The 17,198-nt window shown below is 67.0% G+C and carries 16 protein-coding genes; 6 read left to right on the plus strand and 10 right to left on the minus strand.

Annotated elements, in window-relative coordinates:
- Positions 1-19: 19 nt before the first annotated feature.
- The 9 genes from ACVWWN_RS07410 to ACVWWN_RS07450 all read right to left on the minus strand — a co-directional run bounded on the left by ACVWWN_RS07410 (position 20) and on the right by ACVWWN_RS07450 (position 8,127).
- Positions 20-775 carry an amino acid ABC transporter ATP-binding protein gene (locus ACVWWN_RS07410; RefSeq protein WP_457143315.1) on the minus strand — a complete coding sequence of 252 codons (756 nt, stop codon included), beginning with the start codon at positions 773-775 and terminating at the stop codon, positions 20-22.
- Positions 772-2,244, minus strand: a complete 1,473-nt coding sequence (locus tag ACVWWN_RS07415) for an ABC transporter permease subunit (RefSeq protein WP_457143316.1) — start codon at positions 2,242-2,244, stop codon at positions 772-774. The genes ACVWWN_RS07410 and ACVWWN_RS07415 overlap by 4 nt, the downstream gene beginning before the upstream one ends.
- 44 nt (positions 2,245-2,288) lie before the next feature.
- Positions 2,289-3,173 (minus strand): tRNA glutamyl-Q(34) synthetase GluQRS, encoded by an 885-nt coding sequence (gluQRS, locus tag ACVWWN_RS07420; RefSeq protein WP_457143317.1) that lies wholly within the window; start codon positions 3,171-3,173, stop codon positions 2,289-2,291.
- A 19-nt stretch (positions 3,174-3,192) separates the two neighbouring features.
- Positions 3,193-3,561, minus strand: coding sequence for a hypothetical protein (locus ACVWWN_RS07425; protein ID WP_457143318.1), 369 nt, complete (start codon positions 3,559-3,561; stop codon positions 3,193-3,195).
- Between the two features lie 39 nt (positions 3,562-3,600).
- Positions 3,601-4,188 carry a class I SAM-dependent methyltransferase gene (locus ACVWWN_RS07430; protein ID WP_457143319.1) on the minus strand — a complete coding sequence of 196 codons (588 nt, stop codon included), beginning with the start codon at positions 4,186-4,188 and terminating at the stop codon, positions 3,601-3,603.
- Position 4,189: 1 nt separating this feature from the next.
- Positions 4,190-4,960, minus strand: coding sequence for a GntR family transcriptional regulator (locus ACVWWN_RS07435; protein ID WP_457143320.1), 771 nt, complete (start codon positions 4,958-4,960; stop codon positions 4,190-4,192).
- Between the two features lie 75 nt (positions 4,961-5,035).
- Entirely contained in the window at positions 5,036-5,815 is a 780-nt protein-coding gene (gene fabG / locus ACVWWN_RS07440; protein WP_457143321.1) for a 3-oxoacyl-ACP reductase FabG, read from the minus strand.
- Positions 5,816-5,842: 27 nt separating this feature from the next.
- On the minus strand, positions 5,843-6,856 hold the full coding sequence (locus ACVWWN_RS07445; protein WP_457143322.1) for a phosphotransferase enzyme family protein: 1,014 nt from the start codon (positions 6,854-6,856) through the stop codon (positions 5,843-5,845).
- Positions 6,853-8,127 carry a class-III pyridoxal-phosphate-dependent aminotransferase gene (locus ACVWWN_RS07450; protein WP_457143323.1) on the minus strand — a complete coding sequence of 425 codons (1,275 nt, stop codon included), beginning with the start codon at positions 8,125-8,127 and terminating at the stop codon, positions 6,853-6,855. The genes ACVWWN_RS07445 and ACVWWN_RS07450 overlap by 4 nt, the downstream gene beginning before the upstream one ends.
- 181 nt (positions 8,128-8,308) lie before the next feature.
- Between ACVWWN_RS07450 and ACVWWN_RS07455 the strand changes: the two genes are divergently transcribed.
- The 4 genes from ACVWWN_RS07455 to ACVWWN_RS07470 are packed head-to-tail and all read left to right on the plus strand — an operon-like array spanning position 8,309 to position 14,153.
- Positions 8,309-9,853, plus strand: coding sequence for an APC family permease (locus tag ACVWWN_RS07455; protein ID WP_457143324.1), 1,545 nt, complete (start codon positions 8,309-8,311; stop codon positions 9,851-9,853).
- A 21-nt stretch (positions 9,854-9,874) separates the two neighbouring features.
- Positions 9,875-12,124 carry a propanediol/glycerol family dehydratase large subunit gene (locus tag ACVWWN_RS07460; RefSeq protein ID WP_457143325.1) on the plus strand — a complete coding sequence of 750 codons (2,250 nt, stop codon included), beginning with the start codon at positions 9,875-9,877 and terminating at the stop codon, positions 12,122-12,124.
- Positions 12,121-12,456, plus strand: a complete 336-nt coding sequence (locus ACVWWN_RS07465; protein WP_457143326.1) for a diol dehydratase small subunit — start codon at positions 12,121-12,123, stop codon at positions 12,454-12,456. The genes ACVWWN_RS07460 and ACVWWN_RS07465 overlap by 4 nt, the downstream gene beginning before the upstream one ends.
- The gene (locus ACVWWN_RS07470) at positions 12,456-14,153 is read left to right on the plus strand and encodes a diol dehydratase reactivase ATPase-like domain-containing protein (protein WP_457149035.1); all 1,698 of its coding nucleotides are present in this window, start codon (positions 12,456-12,458) and stop codon (positions 14,151-14,153) included. The genes ACVWWN_RS07465 and ACVWWN_RS07470 overlap by 1 nt, the downstream gene beginning before the upstream one ends.
- On the opposite strand, the gene ACVWWN_RS07475 is transcribed toward ACVWWN_RS07470, so the two are convergent.
- Entirely contained in the window at positions 14,146-15,222 is a 1,077-nt protein-coding gene (locus tag ACVWWN_RS07475; RefSeq protein WP_457143327.1) for an ATP-dependent DNA ligase, read from the minus strand. The two genes, ACVWWN_RS07470 and ACVWWN_RS07475, sit on opposite strands and share 8 nt — an antisense overlap.
- Before the next feature lie 86 nt (positions 15,223-15,308).
- Here ACVWWN_RS07475 and ACVWWN_RS07480 point away from each other — a divergent pair, with 86 nt between their 5' ends.
- Together ACVWWN_RS07480 and ACVWWN_RS07485 are read left to right on the plus strand one after the other, a co-directional pair.
- Positions 15,309-16,085: a DUF899 domain-containing protein gene (locus ACVWWN_RS07480; protein WP_457143328.1), complete on the plus strand. Its 777-nt coding sequence runs from the start codon at positions 15,309-15,311 to the stop codon at positions 16,083-16,085.
- Between the two features lie 56 nt (positions 16,086-16,141).
- The gene (locus ACVWWN_RS07485; protein WP_457149036.1) at positions 16,142-17,197 is read left to right on the plus strand and encodes an ATP-dependent DNA ligase; all 1,056 of its coding nucleotides are present in this window, start codon (positions 16,142-16,144) and stop codon (positions 17,195-17,197) included.
- Position 17,198 lies beyond the last annotated feature (1 nt).

The raw sequence follows: 17,198 nt of genomic DNA on the forward strand, positions 1-17,198 counted from the left end.
CTCACGGGGGCGATGAGGTCTACAACGGATTCAGGATCCGCTCCAGGAACTGGCGGGTGCGTTCCTCCTTGGGGTTGCCGATCACCTCGTCGGGTGGGCCCTTCTCGAGGATGACACCGCGGTCGGTGAACAACACCTGATTGGAAACCTGTCTGGCGAACTGGATTTCGTGGGTGACGACCACCAGCGTCCAGCCCTCGACGGCCAGATCCTTGATCACCGACAACACCTCACCGACCAGCTCGGGGTCCAGCGCCGAGGTCGGCTCGTCGAACAGCACCACCTTCGGCTTGAGCGCCAGCGCCCGCGCGATGCCCACCCGCTGCTGCTGGCCGCCGGACAGTTGGAACGGGTACTGGTCGCGTTTCTCGGCCAGCCCGACCTGGTTCAGCAGCTCGACGGCGTCGGCGACCGCCTCCTCCTTGGGACGCTTCTGCACGATCACGGGACCCTCGGTGATGTTCTCCAGCACCGTTTTGTGCGGGAACAGGTTGTGCGACTGGAACACGAAGCCGCTCTGGGCTCGATAGCGACGCAGCTGATCCTTGGCGACCGGTTCGGAGAAGTCGAGGCGCTCCTCGCCGACCTGGATCACCCCCTTGTCGGGCACGTCCAGCGCGTTGAGCGCCCGCAACAGCGTCGTCTTCCCGGACCCCGACGGGCCGATGATGGCGGTGGCCGTCCCGCGCGCAACGCGCAGCGACACCCCTTTGAGCACTTCGTTGTCCCCGAACGCCTTGTGCACGCCCTCGGCGACCACCCGATCTTCGGTCATCGCGCCACATACCTTTCCAGTCGACGTTCGAAGCGGCCCTGCCCCAACGAGAGCGCCAGGCAGATCACCCAGTAGTACACCGCCGCCGTGCCGTAGAGCGCGAAGAACTCGAACGTCGGCGCCGCGATGATCTGCGCTTGCCGCAGCAGTTCGGTGACCAGGATCGTCGACGCCAACGAAGTGTCCTTCACCAGCGAGATCAACGTGTTCGACAGCGGTGGTACCGCGACGCGGGTGGCCTGCGGCAGGATGATGCGCCGCAGCGCACCCGCATAGTTCAGGCCGATCGTCTCCGCCGCCTCCCACTGGCCCTTGGGGATGCTCTGGATGGCCGAGCGGATGATCTCCGCCGCGTAACCGCCGACGTTGAGCGAGAACGCGATCACCGCAGCGGGGAACGGATCTATCTTGACCCCGAACTCCGGCAGTGCGAAGAACACGATGAACAACTGCACCAGCAGAGGTGTGCCGCGGATGATCGAGATGTAGAACCGGGCGAGGTTGGTGAGGACGATGTTCGACGACAACCGCGCCAGCGCCACCGCCAACGCGATCACCAGACCGATCACGAAACTGATGACTGTCAGCGGAATGGTCTTGGTGATGGCCGCCTTGGCCAACGGCCACAGGTTGTCCAGGATGAGCTGCCACGCCGAGCGCACCTGTGGCTGTTCGGCCGCCGCGGGCGCGCCGGATGCGTTGGCCTTGAGATACTTCTGCGAGATTTTCGCCAGCGTGCCGTCAGCTTTCAGCTCATCGATCGCCTTGTTCAGGTCGGGCAGCAGGCCGCTGTTCTTCCGCGCCGCGAAGCCCTGCTCGCTCTTCTCGCCGACATTGCCTGCGATCTTGACCGACTTGTCGTTGGTCTCGGCGAGGTACGCGTACACCGCGATGCTGTCGTTGACCACGACATCCACCCGGCCCTGGTTGAGCAGCGTGATCGCCTGGGTGAAGCCCTCGACCGACTCCACCCGCGCGCCGGCCTTGCGCGCGATGTCCGACCAATTGCTGGTGGCGTTCTCCGCGGCCACCTTGCCCTTGAGGTCGGCAAGCGATGTGATCGAGTTGTCGTTGACACGCGTGACGATGACGCCCTCGCCGACCGAATACGGTTCGGACAGGTCGTACTTTGCCTGCCGCTCCGGGGTGATGGTGACCTCGTTGCCGACCACGTCGAACCGGTTGGCTTCCAGCGCGGCGAATATCGAATCCCACGGCGTCTCGATGAATTCCGCTCGGACACCTAATTTTTCGGCGACGGCGCGGGCGACGTCGACGTCATAGCCGGTCAACTCGCCGGTGGCCGGGTCGTGATAGCTGAAGGGGGAGTAGACACCCTCGGTGCCGACACGCAGCACCCCGGACTGCTTTACCGGGTTGTCACCACCGCCGCCCGACGAACCACACGCGGTGAGCAGCAGTGCGGCGAGCAGCAACACGGCCAGCAGGGGTCTTCGTAGAAAGCGCACCGGCGGACGCTAGCAAGCCGGCGGCCGCCGTCATAGGGTTCTGCTCAATCCGGTCGGTATATCCACGGCGTGCGGGGCAGTCCGGCCGGCTCGAACTGCGTGAGCATCTGCTCAACCGTGGTCGCGGAGTAGCCCAGCGACGAGGCAATCTGCGCGACAGCGGCTTTCGTGCCGATCTCGGCGAGCGTGACCGCTCCGTCGCGTTTGGCCAGCCGGGCGCCTGCCTCGTTGAGCACCAGCGGGACGTGGGCATATGTCGGTTCCGGATAACCGAGCAGCTTCGCCAGGTAGGCCTGCCGCGGCGAGGACGGCAACAGGTCGTCACCGCGAACCACCTGGTCGATGCTCCCGGCCGCGTCGTCGACCACCACCGCGAGGTTGTACGCGGGCACCCCGTCGCCGCGGCGCACCACGAAATCGTCGACGATCCCGGTGTAGTCGCCGTGGAGCAGGTCGTGGACGGTGTAGGTGGAGGCGTCGGTGCGCAGGCGAAGCGCGGGCGGCCGGCCCGTCTCGAGGCGCCGGATGGCGCGCTCGTCGTCGGTGAGGTTGCGGCAGGTGCCGGGGTAGGCGCCCTGCGGTGCATGCGGGGCGCGTGGCGCCTGTGCGATATCCTTTCGGCTGCAATAGCATTCGTACAGCAGGCCGTGCTCGGCCAGCTCGTCGAGCACGCTGTCGTAGCGTATTGTGTGCCGAGTCTGCCACTCGGCCGGTCCGTCCCATGTCACTCCGATCGCCGCCAGATCCCGGAGTTGGCGGTCGGCGATGTCGGTGTGGGTGCGGTCGTCCAGGTCCTCCACCCGCATCAGGAAGCGCCGGCCGGTCGAGCGCGCGAACAGCCATGCCAGCACGGCCGTGCGCAGGTTGCCGATGTGCAGATCGGCAGACGGGCTCGGCGCAAACCGGCCCGCGCCGGCTGGCGGGGTCACGCCCGCAATCTAGCCGACGTTACGAGCGCTCCCAGGGCGGCTCCTCGCCCATCTTCTCGTAGTACTTCGCGAGGTGGCTTCTCACCCGGTCGATGTCGTTCTTGGGTAGGTCGACGCCACCGCGGGCGCCGTCCATGATCGCGCCCGCCGCCATCACCCCGCGCGGCACGACCTCGAGTTCATCGTCGACGACGTCGGCGATGAGAAGTTTGTACGACGTGTAGTTGTCCTTCTTGTCGGAGTCATACCAGACATGCGCATCGCGGTACTTCGCATTGGGTCCCTCTTGGGCACCTGCCCACTTGCGCACCCGCTTCTCGGCGGCATCACCGTCCCATTTGCGGTCACGGTCGGCGAGGGGAAAGTCCTGAAACGAAGTCACACTCATGGATCTCGCTTGCCCGCACTTCGGCGTGGTTAAACGGGGTCACGCCCGCCGATGAACCGACACCGCGTAATCCGCGCCGGGGAAGGGATCGCGGGTCCAGGTGGACCATCGCGCCGCCGATACGAGGCCGGCCGCCGCAGCGAGCCGGTCGTATTCGTCGATGGCCAGACGGTCGGGCCGGAGCTGAAATCCGGCCACCAGCAGCCCGCCGGGAACGAGGCGGCCGGCGAGTCCCCGCAGAACGCGTTCCTCGGTTCCCGGATCCAGGAAGATCATCACGTTTCCGGCCAACACGACGAGGTCGAAGCGGTCGTCGACGGAGCCGCCGAGGTCGGAAAGGTCCGCCGTGATCCAGCTGAGGTCCGGCGCTTTGGCGCGGGCGATGGCGAGCATTTCAGCGTCGGCGTCCACGCCGGTGACGGAAAAGCCGCGCGCCGCCAACTCGATCGCGACCCGCCCCGTGCCGCACCCTGCGTCGAGCACCCGATTTCCGCCCGACTCCCGCAGCAACGCTTCGACCAGATCCGCTTCACCGTGAATGTTCTGGCCCGCAGCGGAAAGCGATTGCCAGCGGCCGTCGTAGTCTTCGGCGCGCGGACGACTCGATTTCTCCCAACGGGTGCTCATCTCAGACCGCTCCCTGCCGTTGCAGCGCGACCGATGCCGTGTCCACCGCCGATTGCTTGCCGACCCCGCGTCCCTGGGCGGTGACCGCTAGGCAGGTGCGGTCGCCGCGGAACAAGTCCCGGGAGAACTCGCATGGGGTGCCGCGCTGATCGTAGGTGACCCGGGTGATCAGCAGCAGCGCCGCCTTGGGCTTGATACCGAGCAGTGACGCTTCGTCGGGCGTGGCGTTCACGGCCTCGATCCGCTCGTCGGCGCGCGCGGTGATCAGGCCGTAGTGGGTCTGCAGGATCTCGTAGATCGAGCCGCCGAGTTGCTGTTCGAGCAGGCCGGGGAACGCATCGGCGGGAAACTGCGCCAGTTCCAGGGAGATCGGCGACCCGTCGGCCAGCCGGACCCGTTGGATCTCGATCACATAGTCGTTCGGTCCGATCCTCAGCCCGTGCTGGGTGACCTGGTCCGGTGCGGTGATCTTGGTCGACAGCACGCGGGTGCCGGCCACATATCCCTGGTTGGCCAGAAACGCCGGGACGCCGACCACGTCGGTCAGCTTGCGCTCGACCTGTCCGTGGCTGATGAAGATGCCGCCCGACCGGCCGATCACGCGATGGACCAGGCCGGCCTCCTCCAACGCGGAAAGCACCTGGCGAAGACTCGAGCGGCTGGTGCCGTAGTGGTCCGCGAGTTCACGCTCGCTGCCCAGTTTCGCGCCGGGATCCCCGCCGTTGATATCCGCCACGAGCCGGCGCCGCAGTTCCTCGCTCTGGGTAGGCACCGGTCCTCCCTCCCCGTTGGATTTGGTACGACCAATCTAGTGGAGGATCGCCGACGGGATGGTGGACCCGGCTGGCTACTGTTCGGCGATCGCCATATTCGACTCCGGGAGCACCTGCCCGCCATCGACGACCAGGGTCTGGCCCGTGATATAGGCAGCTTCGTCGGTGGCGAAGAAGAGCGCCGCGTTACCGATGTCGGCCACGCCGCCGAGCCGTCCGGCGGGAATCGCCGACGCCATTTGGTTCATGTACTCCTGGCCCATTTCGATCAAGCCCTCCGTCACGATGTTGCCGGGGAGCACGGCATTGATGGTGATCTGCTTGGGCGCGAGCTCCATGGCTGCGGTCCGGATGAATCCTAGTTGGGCCGCCTTGCTGGCACCGTAATGCGACCAGCCCGGATAGCCGGTGATCGGTCCGGTGATGGACGACGTGACGACGACGCGGCCGTGGCCGCTTGCCGTCAATGCGGACAGCGCCGCCTGCACGATGAAGACGGTGCCCTTGAAATTGACCCCGATCACCTGCTCGATGTCCTCGGGGGTGAGGTCTTCGAGCCGGCCCGACGGGAAGATTCCCGCGTTGGCGCACACGATGTCGAGCGCACCGTGGCGTTCCAGCGCGGCGTCGACGACGCGACCGCAGTCGTCGGGACTGGTGACGTCGGCGGCCAGCCCGCTCACCGTGCCCGGCCGGCCCGCCAGTTCGGCGACGCATGCGTCGAGGTCGCCCTGGTTGCGCCCGGTCACCAGCACGTTGACGCCCGCCGCGGCGAACGTCTCGGCGATGCCGCGGCCGATGCCCTTGCTGCCGCCTGTCACGATCGCTGAGCGGCCTTCGAGAGAGCTGAACATGTCGGTGTCCCTTTCCGATGGTGGAGCTCAGAGTAGATTGTGGCCGTTGGATTTCAGATAGCGCTCGGCGAGCGCGCAGCTGCCCGCGGCGTACGTGATCGCCTTGGCCTGCGATTCCTTCGAATGGGTGTGCGTACCCATCCAGGCCAACAGCAGAAGTCGGCGCAGCAGGACGAACGAGGCGAGCATGTCCTCGTCGGCCTCCGGCAGCGGGCGCAGGCGGCGGTAGCCGGTGACCCAGGCGTCCTGCCATTCGGGTAGTGCCGGATCGTCCTCGATGAACGATACCGCGGTGCCGAAATCGTAGAAGAACCAACCGAATCCGCAATCGTCGAAATCGATGACGGTGATTTTGGGGTCGGTGTCAGCGTCGGTGCCCGTCCCGTCCACGAGCAGGTTGGCCAGCCGCAGGTCGGCGTGGATGAGCCCGAACCGTTCGGGGCCCGACCCGTATTCGTCAAGGCGTCTGTGCAGCAGTTGCTGCGCCCGGCTCAGCACCCCGTGTTCCTGCGGGCCGACACCGTCGGCGTCCTGCCAGCGGCCCCAGCGCGGAGCGTCACCCAGGCTGTGCTCCCAGTCCCACGAGAACCGGCCGAACCCCGGCGGCCTGGACCACCGGTGCGAATGTTCGTGCAGCGCAGCCGTTATGCCGCCCAGGGTATGGAAGTCCCCGACGGTCACGGTTTCCTCGTCGGGTTCCACCCCGGCCACCATGTCGAAGTGGACGACGTGTCGCGCCGTGCCCCCGAGGTCGACGGTCACCACCCGCCGTCCGTCGCGGGCGGGACGCACCGTGGGCACCGTGACACCGCCGTCGCGGCGCAGGGCGTCGAGCCAATCGAGTTCGGATTCGATCTCGTGGGGCCGGTGGTAGTTCTGCCGGTGCACCCGCAGGATGGTCTGCTCGCCGGTGCCCGCGTCGTCCACCGCAAAGGTGGCGTTCTCGGACAGGTTCAGCAGGCGCAGCGCCGAATCCGGGGCCAGGTCGTAAGCGGCCAACGCGGCCTCGGCCACCGCGATGTCGTCCTCGCTGACCGTCATCCGCCCGCCCTGGCCGCGGGACACGCCCTGCTCACCGCGACGTCGAGGCGGTCCAGCACGTCCTCGCACAGCTCACGCTCGAGCAGAAGCCCGGGTTTGAATTGCAGCACACGGGGATCCAGCGTCGAGAAGATCGCCCACACACCGTTTTCGTAGAGCTCGCGCATCACGAATTTGGCACCTTCGGGGTGGTCGAACTCGAGCCCGATCACCACGCCGTTCTGCCGGATCCCGACGAACCAGTCGGCATGATCGGCCTGGATGCGAGCCAGTCCTGCGGCGAAGAAATCCGCGATCTGGTGCACCGACGTCCGCAGCTCGGGCCTGCTGGTGATTTCCAGGGTCTTGATGGCCGCGACGCAGCCGAGTTCTGCGCCGCCGAATGTGGAGATGTGGGCGAACCCGTCCTGATCGAGCCACTGGGCGGCGCGGTCGCCGAGCATCGCCGCGGTGATCGGGTACATGCCGCCGGACAGGCCCTTGCCGGCGACCATGATGTCGGGATCGATGCCGTGCTTGGTGATGCCCCACATCTCGCCGGTGCGCATCAACCCGGTCTGCACCTCGTCGGCGATGTACAGCGCGTCGTAGCGGACGCACAAGTCCTTGACGGCTTCGAGGTAACCCGCTGGCGGCAAAGGGAATCCGTAGGTGGCTGGAATCGTCTCCATGATGACGGCGGCCACATCTTCGCCGGACAGCGCCTGCTCCATCGCGTCGGAATCGCCGAACGGCACGTGCACGAACTCGTCGGGGCGGTCGGACAGGAAGAGCTTGGAGAAGCGGTCGTCGCCGGTGGCGACCGCGAGCCCGGTGTGCCCGTGGTAGGCCTTGATGATCGAGACGATCTTGCGCCGCCCGGTGGCGTGGCGGGCGCTCTTGAGCGCGATGTCGATCGCCTCGCCGCCGCCGGAGCCGAACGCGACCTTCGTGATCGACGCGGGTGCGGATTCGACGAGTTTCTGCGCCAGCGCCGTGCGAGCCACCGAGGGGAAGTGGTGGTTGCCGACGTCGAAGTACTGCATGCCGTCGATGAGCGCCTGCATCACTTCGGGGTTGCGGTGGCCAAGGTTGTAGGTGCCGCCGTTGAGATGCATGTCGATCAGCCGTCGGCCGCTCATGTCCCACAGGAAGTAGCCCTCGCGCCGGTCGATGACGAGTTCGACGCCGGCATCGGTCCAGAACTGCGTCTTGTCCGGGTTCCAGTATTTCTTGGCCAGCTCGAGCACCTGGGCCTTGGACTCGAACGAGAACGTGCCGTAATCGTGCATGGGACTCCCTGCGGTGGGTGCATCGGACGCAGGTCCACCGTAAAAAGGTCGGACCTTTTATGTCAATTGGACAGCACCAAGTGCTTGCCAGCCTTAATTGGTAGTGCCAATATACGAAGGTTCGCGGTGTGGCCCCGGCCACATCCGACTCCTACCGCTCGCCTGGAAGGTATCCGCGCAGATGACCGATCGAGTCCTACAGAGTGGCAAGGGAAGCGACAAAAACACGGGTGATGGCGTCCAGCGGCTGAAGAGGGACGCCATCGGGACCATCGCCGTCATCTTCATGGCGGTGGCTACCGCCGCCCCGATCACGGCAATGGTCGGCAACGTGCCGATCGCCGTGGGATTCGGAAATGGTTCACACGCGCCGGCGGGCTACATCGTCGCCACGGTCGTTCTGGGCCTGTTCGCGATCGGCTACGCGACGATGGCCAAGCACATCACCGCGACCGGCGCCTTCTACGGCTACATCTCGCACGGACTGGGTCGCGTGATGGGCATGGCGAGCGGCGTGATCATCACGATGGCCTACGTAGTGTTCGAGGGCTCGCTGATCGGCATCTTCTCGTTCTTCTTCCAGAATTTGTTCTCGTCTCAGCTGAACATCCACATCCACTGGCTCCTGCCCGCGCTGCTGATGCTGACACTGAACTGCATCCTGACCTACTTCGACGTGAACTTGGCCGCCAAGGTGCTGGGGGTGTTCCTGGTCACCGAGATCATCATGCTGTCGCTCGGCGGGCTGGCGGTGCTGTTCAAGGGGGGCGGGCCCGACGGCTTCGCGGTCTCTCAGACGCTGAACCCGATCGGCGCGTTCCAGCCGGCCGCCGTCGCGGGCGCGAGCGCAGGACTCGGATTGTTCTTCGCGTTCTGGTCCTGGGTCGGCTTCGAGTCGACCGCGATGTACGGCGAAGAGTCGAAGGACCCAAAACGGATCATCCCGCGCGCCACCATGTTCAGCGTGCTCGGCGTGGGCATCTTCTACGTCTTCATCTCGTGGATGGCGATCGCGGGCACCGGCCCCCAGAAGTCCATCGAGCTCGCGCAGAGCGCCGACACCTCCTCGGAGATCTTCTTCGGGCCGGTTCGAAGCACCTACGGCGAATGGGCCATCACGCTGTTCAACATCCTGCTGGTGACCGGTTCGTTTGCGTGCGGCATGGCGTTCCACAACTGTGCATCGCGCTACCTGTACGCGATGGGCCGCGAGGGACTGTCCTCCGGACTGCAGAAGACGCTCGGCGCCACCCACCACAAGCACGGTTCGCCGCACATCGCGTCGTTCGTCCAGACCGGCATCACGCTCGTGCTGATCCTGGCGTTCTTCGCCGCGGGCATGGACCCGTACATCCACATGTACACGCTGCTGGCGATCCTGGGCACCATGGCGATCCTGATCGTGCAGTCGCTGTGCGCCTTCTCGGTGGTGGCCTACTTCCACTTCCACAAGAACCACCCGTCCAGCGCGCACTGGTTCAAGACGTTCCTCGCGCCACTGCTCGGCGGCATCGGCATGCTGTACGTGGTGTACCTGCTGTGGGAGCACAAGGACGCCGCGGCAGGCGCCGCATCCGGCACACTGTTGTTCAAGCTCACTCCGTGGATCGTGGTCGGGCTGTTCGTCCTCGGCGGCGCGACCGCGCTGTACTTCAAGTACCGTGACCAGAGGCGCTATGAGCTCATCGGCCGAGTCATGTACGAGGATGCGGAGATTCGCGAGTAGCGAAGAGAAGGGATCGGCGGCGTGGACGAGTTGGGCCGCTTCCGGGTTCTGAACGCAAAGCCGGTCAACCTCGACGGGTTCAGCGTCACCGACCCCGAGCTCGGACTGGTCGCCATGCACAGCCCGTTCGATCCCGAGCCGTCGCTGGTGATCCGCGATGGGGCCGGCGGGAAGGAAGTCGTCGAACTCGACGGCAAGCCGGCCGCCGAGTTCGACGTGATCGACGAGTTCATCGCCAGCTACGGGATCGACCTGGCCGTCGCCGAGGAGGCGATGGCGCTCGACGACGCGGCGCTCGCGAGGATGGCCGTCGACGTCAACGTGCCGCGGTCGGAGGTGGTCCGGCTCATCGGCGGCACCACACCGGCCAAGCTCGCCAGGGTGATGGCCGTGATGTCACCCGTCGAGATGCAGATGGCGATGAGCAAGATGCGGGCGCGGCGCACGCCGAGCAATCAGGCGCACGTGACCAATCAGCTCGACGATCCATTGCTGATCGCCGCGGATGCGGCCTCCGCGGTGGCGTACGGATTCCGCGAGGTCGAGACGACGGTACCGGTCCTCGGTGACGCGCCGTCCAACGCCGTTGCCCTGTTGATCGGCAGCCAGGTCGGTGTCCCGGGGGCCATGGCCCAGTGCTCGATCGAGGAGGCGCTGGAACTGCGGCTCGGGCTGCGCGGGCTGACCAGCTATGCCGAGACGATCTCGATCTACGGCACCGAGCAGGTGTTCGTCGACGGTGACGACACCCCGTTCAGCAAGGCGATCCTGACGTCGGCGTACGCCTCCCGCGGTCTGAAGATGAGGGTAACCAGCGGCGGCGGCGCCGAGGTGCTGATGGGCGCGGCCGAGAAGTGTTCCATCCTGTACCTCGAGTCGCGCTGTGTGTCGCTGGCCCGGGCGCTGGGCTCGCAGGGTGTGCAGAACGGCGGCATCGACGGTGTCGGGGTGGTCGCCTCCGTGCCGGAGGGCATGAAGGAACTGCTCGCCGAGAACCTGATGGTGATGATGCGCGACCTGGAGTCATGTGCGGGAAACGACAACCTGATCTCCGAATCCGACATCCGGCGCAGTGCCCACACGCTGCCGGTGCTGCTGGCCGGCGCAGACTTCATCTTTTCGGGCTTCGGGTCGATTCCGCGCTACGACAACGCCTTTGCGCTGTCCAACTTCAACTCCGACGACATGGACGACTTCCTGGTCCTGCAGCGGGACTGGGGCGCCGACGGCGGACTGCGCACCGTGTCGGCCGAACACCTCCAGCGGGTACGGCGCCGCGCGGCGACGGCGGTCCAGGCGGTCTACCGGGACCTCGGGCTGGCCGATTTCGACGACACCAGGATCGACCAGGTCGTGGTGGCCAACGGATCCCGCGACCTACCGCGGGGGCATCCGAAGGCGGTGGCCGAGGCGGCCGTCGCCATCGAGGCCAAGCAGCTGACGGTCTTCGACGTCGTCGCGTCGCTCAAACGGACGGGCTACGACGAGGAAGCCGCCGCGCTCATGCGCCTGACCCGGGAACGGTTGCGCGGCGACCAGTTACAGACGTCGGCGATCTTCGACGACAACTTCCGTGTGCTGTCCAAGATCACCGATCCCAACGACTACGCGGGACCCGGCACCGGCTACGCGCCGACCGCTGCGCGCCGCACCGAGATAGACGGCATCCGGCAGGCGCGAACCGGCGCCGAACTGACAGCCGATCAGGCCGAGCACCGCGGCCACATCACGTTCACCGATGTCGAGCCCGCCCGCCAGGGCAGCGATCCCCGCGAGATCTGCATCGGGCTCTCGCCCGCGCTGGGCCGCAGCGTCTGGCTGAGCCTGTGCGGGTTGACGGTGGGCGAGGTGCTGCGCCAGATCTCGGCCGGGCTCGAGGAAGAGGGCTGCGTTTCGCGCCTGGTGCGCGTCAGATCGACCATCGACGTCGGGCTGATCGGCCTGACGGCCGCCCGGTTGTCCGGGTCCGGCATCGGAATCGGGTTGCAGGGCAAGGGGACTGCATTGATCCACCGCCGGGATCTGGCGCCGCTGGCCAACCTGGAGCTGTTCAGCGTCGCGCCGCTGCTGACCGCGAAGATGTACCGCGAGCTCGGAAAGAACGCCGCACTGCACGCCAAGGGGATGACGCCCGTGCCGATCTTCACCGGCGGCACCGACGAGTCCATCTCCGCCCGCTATCACGCGCGCGCCGTCGCTCTCGTGGCGCTGGAGCGCGCCGCCAGCGAACCGGGCCAACCCCCGATGACGGTGCAGGTGACCCGCTCATGACCGAAGACAGATTCACGGTCGAAGCCGCCGTCGACGGCAAGTTGCAGCTCTCGGACCTGCGGATGGACCCGGCCGCGCTGGCGCACCAGGCGGTCGTGGCCGAGGAGAACGGCAACCCACAGCTGGCCGAGAACTTCCTGCGGGCAGCCGAATTGGCCACCATCGACGATGAAGAGGTGATGAGCGTCTACGAAGCGCTGCGGCCCAACCGCTCCACTCCCGAGGAGCTGGAAGCGCTGCGGGTCTCCCTGGAGAGGCGCGGCGCGTCCCGTTGCGCCGAACTGGTCCGGCAGGCGGCGGTCGTCTACGCGCGGCGGGGTCTGATGCGTTGATCGTCGCGGGTATCGACGTCGGTAACCACACCACCGAAATCGTCCTGGCCCGGGTGCGCGACGGCGCGGTGCAGGCGCTGGTGCACGCGCAGGCGCCGACCCGCGGCCGCAAGGGGTCCCGGGAATCGTTGGAGGGGGCGGCGGCTCTGCTGCACAGGATGGAGGTCGACGGGCAGGTGGCGGCCGACGAACTGCTGTTGTCCGCGCTGCGGCCGGTCGACACCGCGACCGCCCCGATCCCACCCGCGTCGACGCCCCGCTCGCCGGTCCGTGGCCTGCGCAGGGCCGATGCCAGCACACCGGCGGGCGCCGGCTACGGGGTGGGGCGGCACGTACCGCTCGCTGCGCTGTCCGGCGACGTGATCGACGGTGCCGCAATCGTTTCCGTCGATGCGGTCACCGACTTCGAGGTGGCCGCCTGCGACATCGCGGCGGCGGTCGACCGGGGCTGGCGCATCGCGGGGGTGATCGCCGCCCAGGACGACGCCGTGCTGATCCGCAATCGGATCCCCATCGACGTGCCGGTCGTCGACGAGGTCGACCTCGACGGCCTGGAACCGGGGGCGTTGGTCGCGGTCGAAGTCGTCGCCGAAGGCCGCGCGTACCGGGCGATGGCCGATCCGATCGCACTGTCGGCCGCCCTGCACATCGGGCCGGACGAGATCCACCATGTCGCGGAGTTCTGCCGCGAACTGTCGGATTCCCCGGCGATTGCGGTCACCCCGCGCACGACGCCGGCCGAACCGCCCGCGGTCGACGACGATTACGTCGACTGCACTGTCGACGAGCAGGTGGTGAGGTACACGCCGGCGCAGGCGCACGCGGTACTGCGGTTGCAGGCTCCCGGCGCCGTGGTGCGCATGCGGCTGCGCGCAATCCCGGCGGCAGAGCACGGAATCGCGGTCGACGACGCCTTCTTCACCGATCTGTCGTCGATAGACAACGGTGCCTGGCTGCGCCGCGGGGTGGTCGAAACCCGGGGGACCGTGGTGGCCATGCTGGCTGCCGAACACGTCGAGGACGCCGCGCAGACGATGCAGGAGCTGACCGGCAGGCCGGCCCGCACCATCGCCACCGAACCACAGGCCGCGGCACGAGGAGCACGAACCACACCCGGTCTGCCGCGCGACACCATCGTGTGCGACATCGGCGGCGGCACAATCGATCTCGTCGGCGTCGACCGCACGGCGATCGCAGCGGGCGCGGGGGAGTCGATCACGGTCGCGGTCGCGCGGGTGCTCGGCATCCCGCATGCCCTGGCGGAGCGGGTCAAAAGGACGCCGGCCGTGCGGGTGGAGAGCCCGCACGTCGTCCACGAAGAGGACGGCCGCCGGGTCTTCCTCGACGCCCCGGCGCCCAAGGAGGCGATCGGGCGGCTGTGCACCCGCGGAAGTGCCGGGCTGGTGCCGTTTTCGGCGAGGATGGCCGCCGAGGAGTGGCGCAGCCTGCGGTTGGCCATCAAGCAGGAGACGGTCGCGGCGAACATCGCCCGCGCCATGTCGGCCTTCGACGCAGCGCCGAGCGCGCTGGTGCTCGCGGGCGGCGGAGCGCTCGACGACGAGTTGTTGCGCTCGGTGGCCGAATCCGTCCGGTCGGTGCCGATCGCCGTGGGACGGGCCAACATCGACGGGGTGCATGGCCCGCGGTTCGCGGTGGCCTCAGGCCTGGTTCAGCTGTACGCCGCCGGGGTCAGCTGACCCCGCCGAGGCCGGGAACGATGTCGCCGAGGCTGAACATGACGGGCTGCTCGAGTTGTGCGTAGGTACATGAGCGGGGGTCGCGGTCCGGTCGCCAGCGATTGAATTGCGCTGTGTGGCGGAATCTTTCACCCTCCATGTGGTCGTAGCGCACCTCGACCACCCGCTCGGGACGCAGCGGCACGAAGGACAGGTCCTTGCCGGCGTTCCACCGCGAGCCCTCGTTCGTCCGCGGTGTGCGATCACCGGCGTGATGCGCCGCCGCCCAGTTCCACGGGTGGTCGTCGAAGGTGGTGACCAGCGGCTGCAGGTCGGCGAACAGCTGGTGGCGGGTGGCCATCGGGAAGGCGCCGATGACGCCGACCGAGGCGAGCCCGCCGTCGGCCCTGTACAACCCGAGCAGCAGCGAGCCGATGGCGTCACCTCCGGACTTGTGCACGCGATAGCCCGCGACGACGCAGTCGGCGGTCCTGGTGTGCTTGATCTTGAACATCACGCGCTTGTCCGGCTGATAGGTGATCGTCAGCGGCTTGGCGATCACCCCGTCGAGGCCGGCGCCCTCGAATTCGGAGAACCATCGCTGCGCGGTGGTCAGATCCGTGGTGGCCGGCGTGAGGTGAATGGACGGGCCCGCGCCGGCCAGCGCCTCGACCAGCGCCGTGCGACGTTCGTCGAACGGCCGTTGCGTGTAGTCGTCGTCCCCGAGTGCGAGCAGGTCGAACGCGATGAACGATGCGGGAGTGTGGACGGCCAGCGTGCGGACCCGCGAGTCGGCGGGATGGATGCGCTGTTGCAGCGCCTCGAAGTCGAGGCCGTGATCGGTGGCGACGATGATCTCGCCGTCGATGACACAGCGCTGCGGCAGTTCGGCCTTGACCGCCGCCACCAGTTCGGGGAAGTAGCGGGTCATCGGGCGCTCGTTGCGGCTGCCGAGCTCGACCTCGTCGGAGTCGCGGAAGCAGATCGACCGGAAGCCGTCCCATTTCGGCTCGTAGGACGCCCCAGGCGGGATCGTCGTCACCGATTTGGACAACATCGGCGAGATCGGCGGCATGACGGGCAACTGCATCGGCACATTCTCGCGCGTCCTTGGCGATGAGATTGCCGGGGTCAGCCGGTCTCCCTGAGTATGGACATTTCGACCAAGGTGCCGGAGTGGGTGACACCATGACGGAGCAGGAAGGGACGAAGCAGGAAGGTCCCGGTATTCCGTCGCCATCGATGGAGCAGAAGGAGGTCGCGCTGCCGGAAATCGTCTCGAGCGACGAATGGCAGGCAGCCCGCGAAGACCTGTTGACCGAAGAGAAGGCGTTGATGAAGGCGCGGGACAGCCTTGCCGCAAAGCGGCGGCGGCTGCCGATGACTCCCGTGCGCAACGACTACCGCTTCGTCGGCCCTGACGGCGAGGTGAATCTTCTCGGCTTGTTCGCCGGGCGGCGTCAGCTGATCGTTTACCGCTTCTTCTATGCCCCCGATGTCGAGAACTGGCCGGATGGCGCATGCTCCGGCTGCTCCTTGTTTGCCGACACGGTGATCCATCCTGCGCACCTGGCGGCTCGTGACACGAGTCTCGTGTTCGTGTCGGCTGCCCCGCAAGTACGCATCACAGCGCTCAAGGCGCGGATGGGGTGGAAGGAGATTCCGTTTTTCACCCTTGTGGGTGATGAATTTTCTCAGGACTTCGGCGTCGAGGAGATGTTCGGGCTCAACGTTTTTGTTTGCGAAGGCGATCGTGTCTATCGGTCCTATTTCGTCAACGGACGCGGCATCGAGGAGATTGGCCCGGTGTGGTCTTTCCTCGATATCACGCCACTCGGCCGACAGGAGGACTGGCAGGATGTGCCTCCCGGGCGGCCGCAGGGTCGCCCCTATGAATGGTGGCGCCTGCACGATGCCTACGGCGATGTCGCATCGGAGCGCACCGAGAAATAGCCGGCACATACTTGCGGCGGCGATGACATTGCCCGGGTCAGCCGGTCTACGTGAGTATGGACATCGTGGACCTCCCAGTGCAGCCACCGTTGGAACCGATGCTGGCCAAGGCCGCGGCCAAGGTGCCGTCCGAGGCGGGGGTGTGGTCCTATGAGCCGAAGTGGGACGGCTTTCGAGCGCTGGTGTTCCGCGACGGTGACGACCTGATGCTGCAGTCACGCAGCGGCAAGGACCTCGGCCGCTACTTTCCGGATCTGCTCGACGCGTTGCGTGACGAGTTGGCGCCGCGGTGTGTTCTCGATGGCGAGGTGGTGGTGCCCCGGGAGATCGGCGGGCGAATCCGGCTGGACTGGGAGTCGCTGTCGCAGCGCATCCACCCCGCGGCCAGCCGGGTGACGATGCTGGCCGCCGAGACCCCGGCGCACTTCATCGGCTTCGACGCGCTCGCCACCGGTGACTCGTCCCTGTTGAAAGAGCCGTTCCGGGCCCGTCGGCAGGCGTTGTCCGAGGCGGTCCACGAAAAGCAGTGGTGCCACGTCACCCGCACCACCGAAGACCCGGAGCAGGGCGCGCAGTGGCTGAACACGTTCGAGGGCGCGGGACTGGACGGGGTGATCGCCAAGCGAATCGACGGGCCGTATCTGCCGGGTAAGCGGGAGATGGTCAAGATCAAGCACGCCCGCGACGCGGACTGCGTGGCGATCGGCTACCGGATCCACAAGAGCGGAGAGGGCATCGGGTCGATCCTGGTCGGCCTGTATCGCGACGATGGCGAACTGCAGATGGTCGGCGGCGCGGCCTCGTTCACCGCCAAGGCGCGGCTCACCCTGCTGGCCGACCTCGAGCCGCTCCGTAAGGGCGACGACCTGGTGTACGACGGTGAACCCAGCCGCTGGAACTCGGCCGCCGACAAGCGCTGGATTCCGGTACGGCCGGAGCGGGTGTGCGAGGTGGCCTACGACCAGATGGAGGGAAACACCGTGCACGGGATGCGGTTCCGGCACGCGGTGAAGTTCGTCCGGTGGCGCCCGGACCGGGATCCGCAGAGCTGCACGTTCGACCAACTCGATGCGCCGCTGAACTACGATCTCTACGACGTGCTGGAGTCCTGAT

The sequence above is a fragment of the Mycobacterium sp. URHB0021 genome (genome assembly GCF_054057895.1).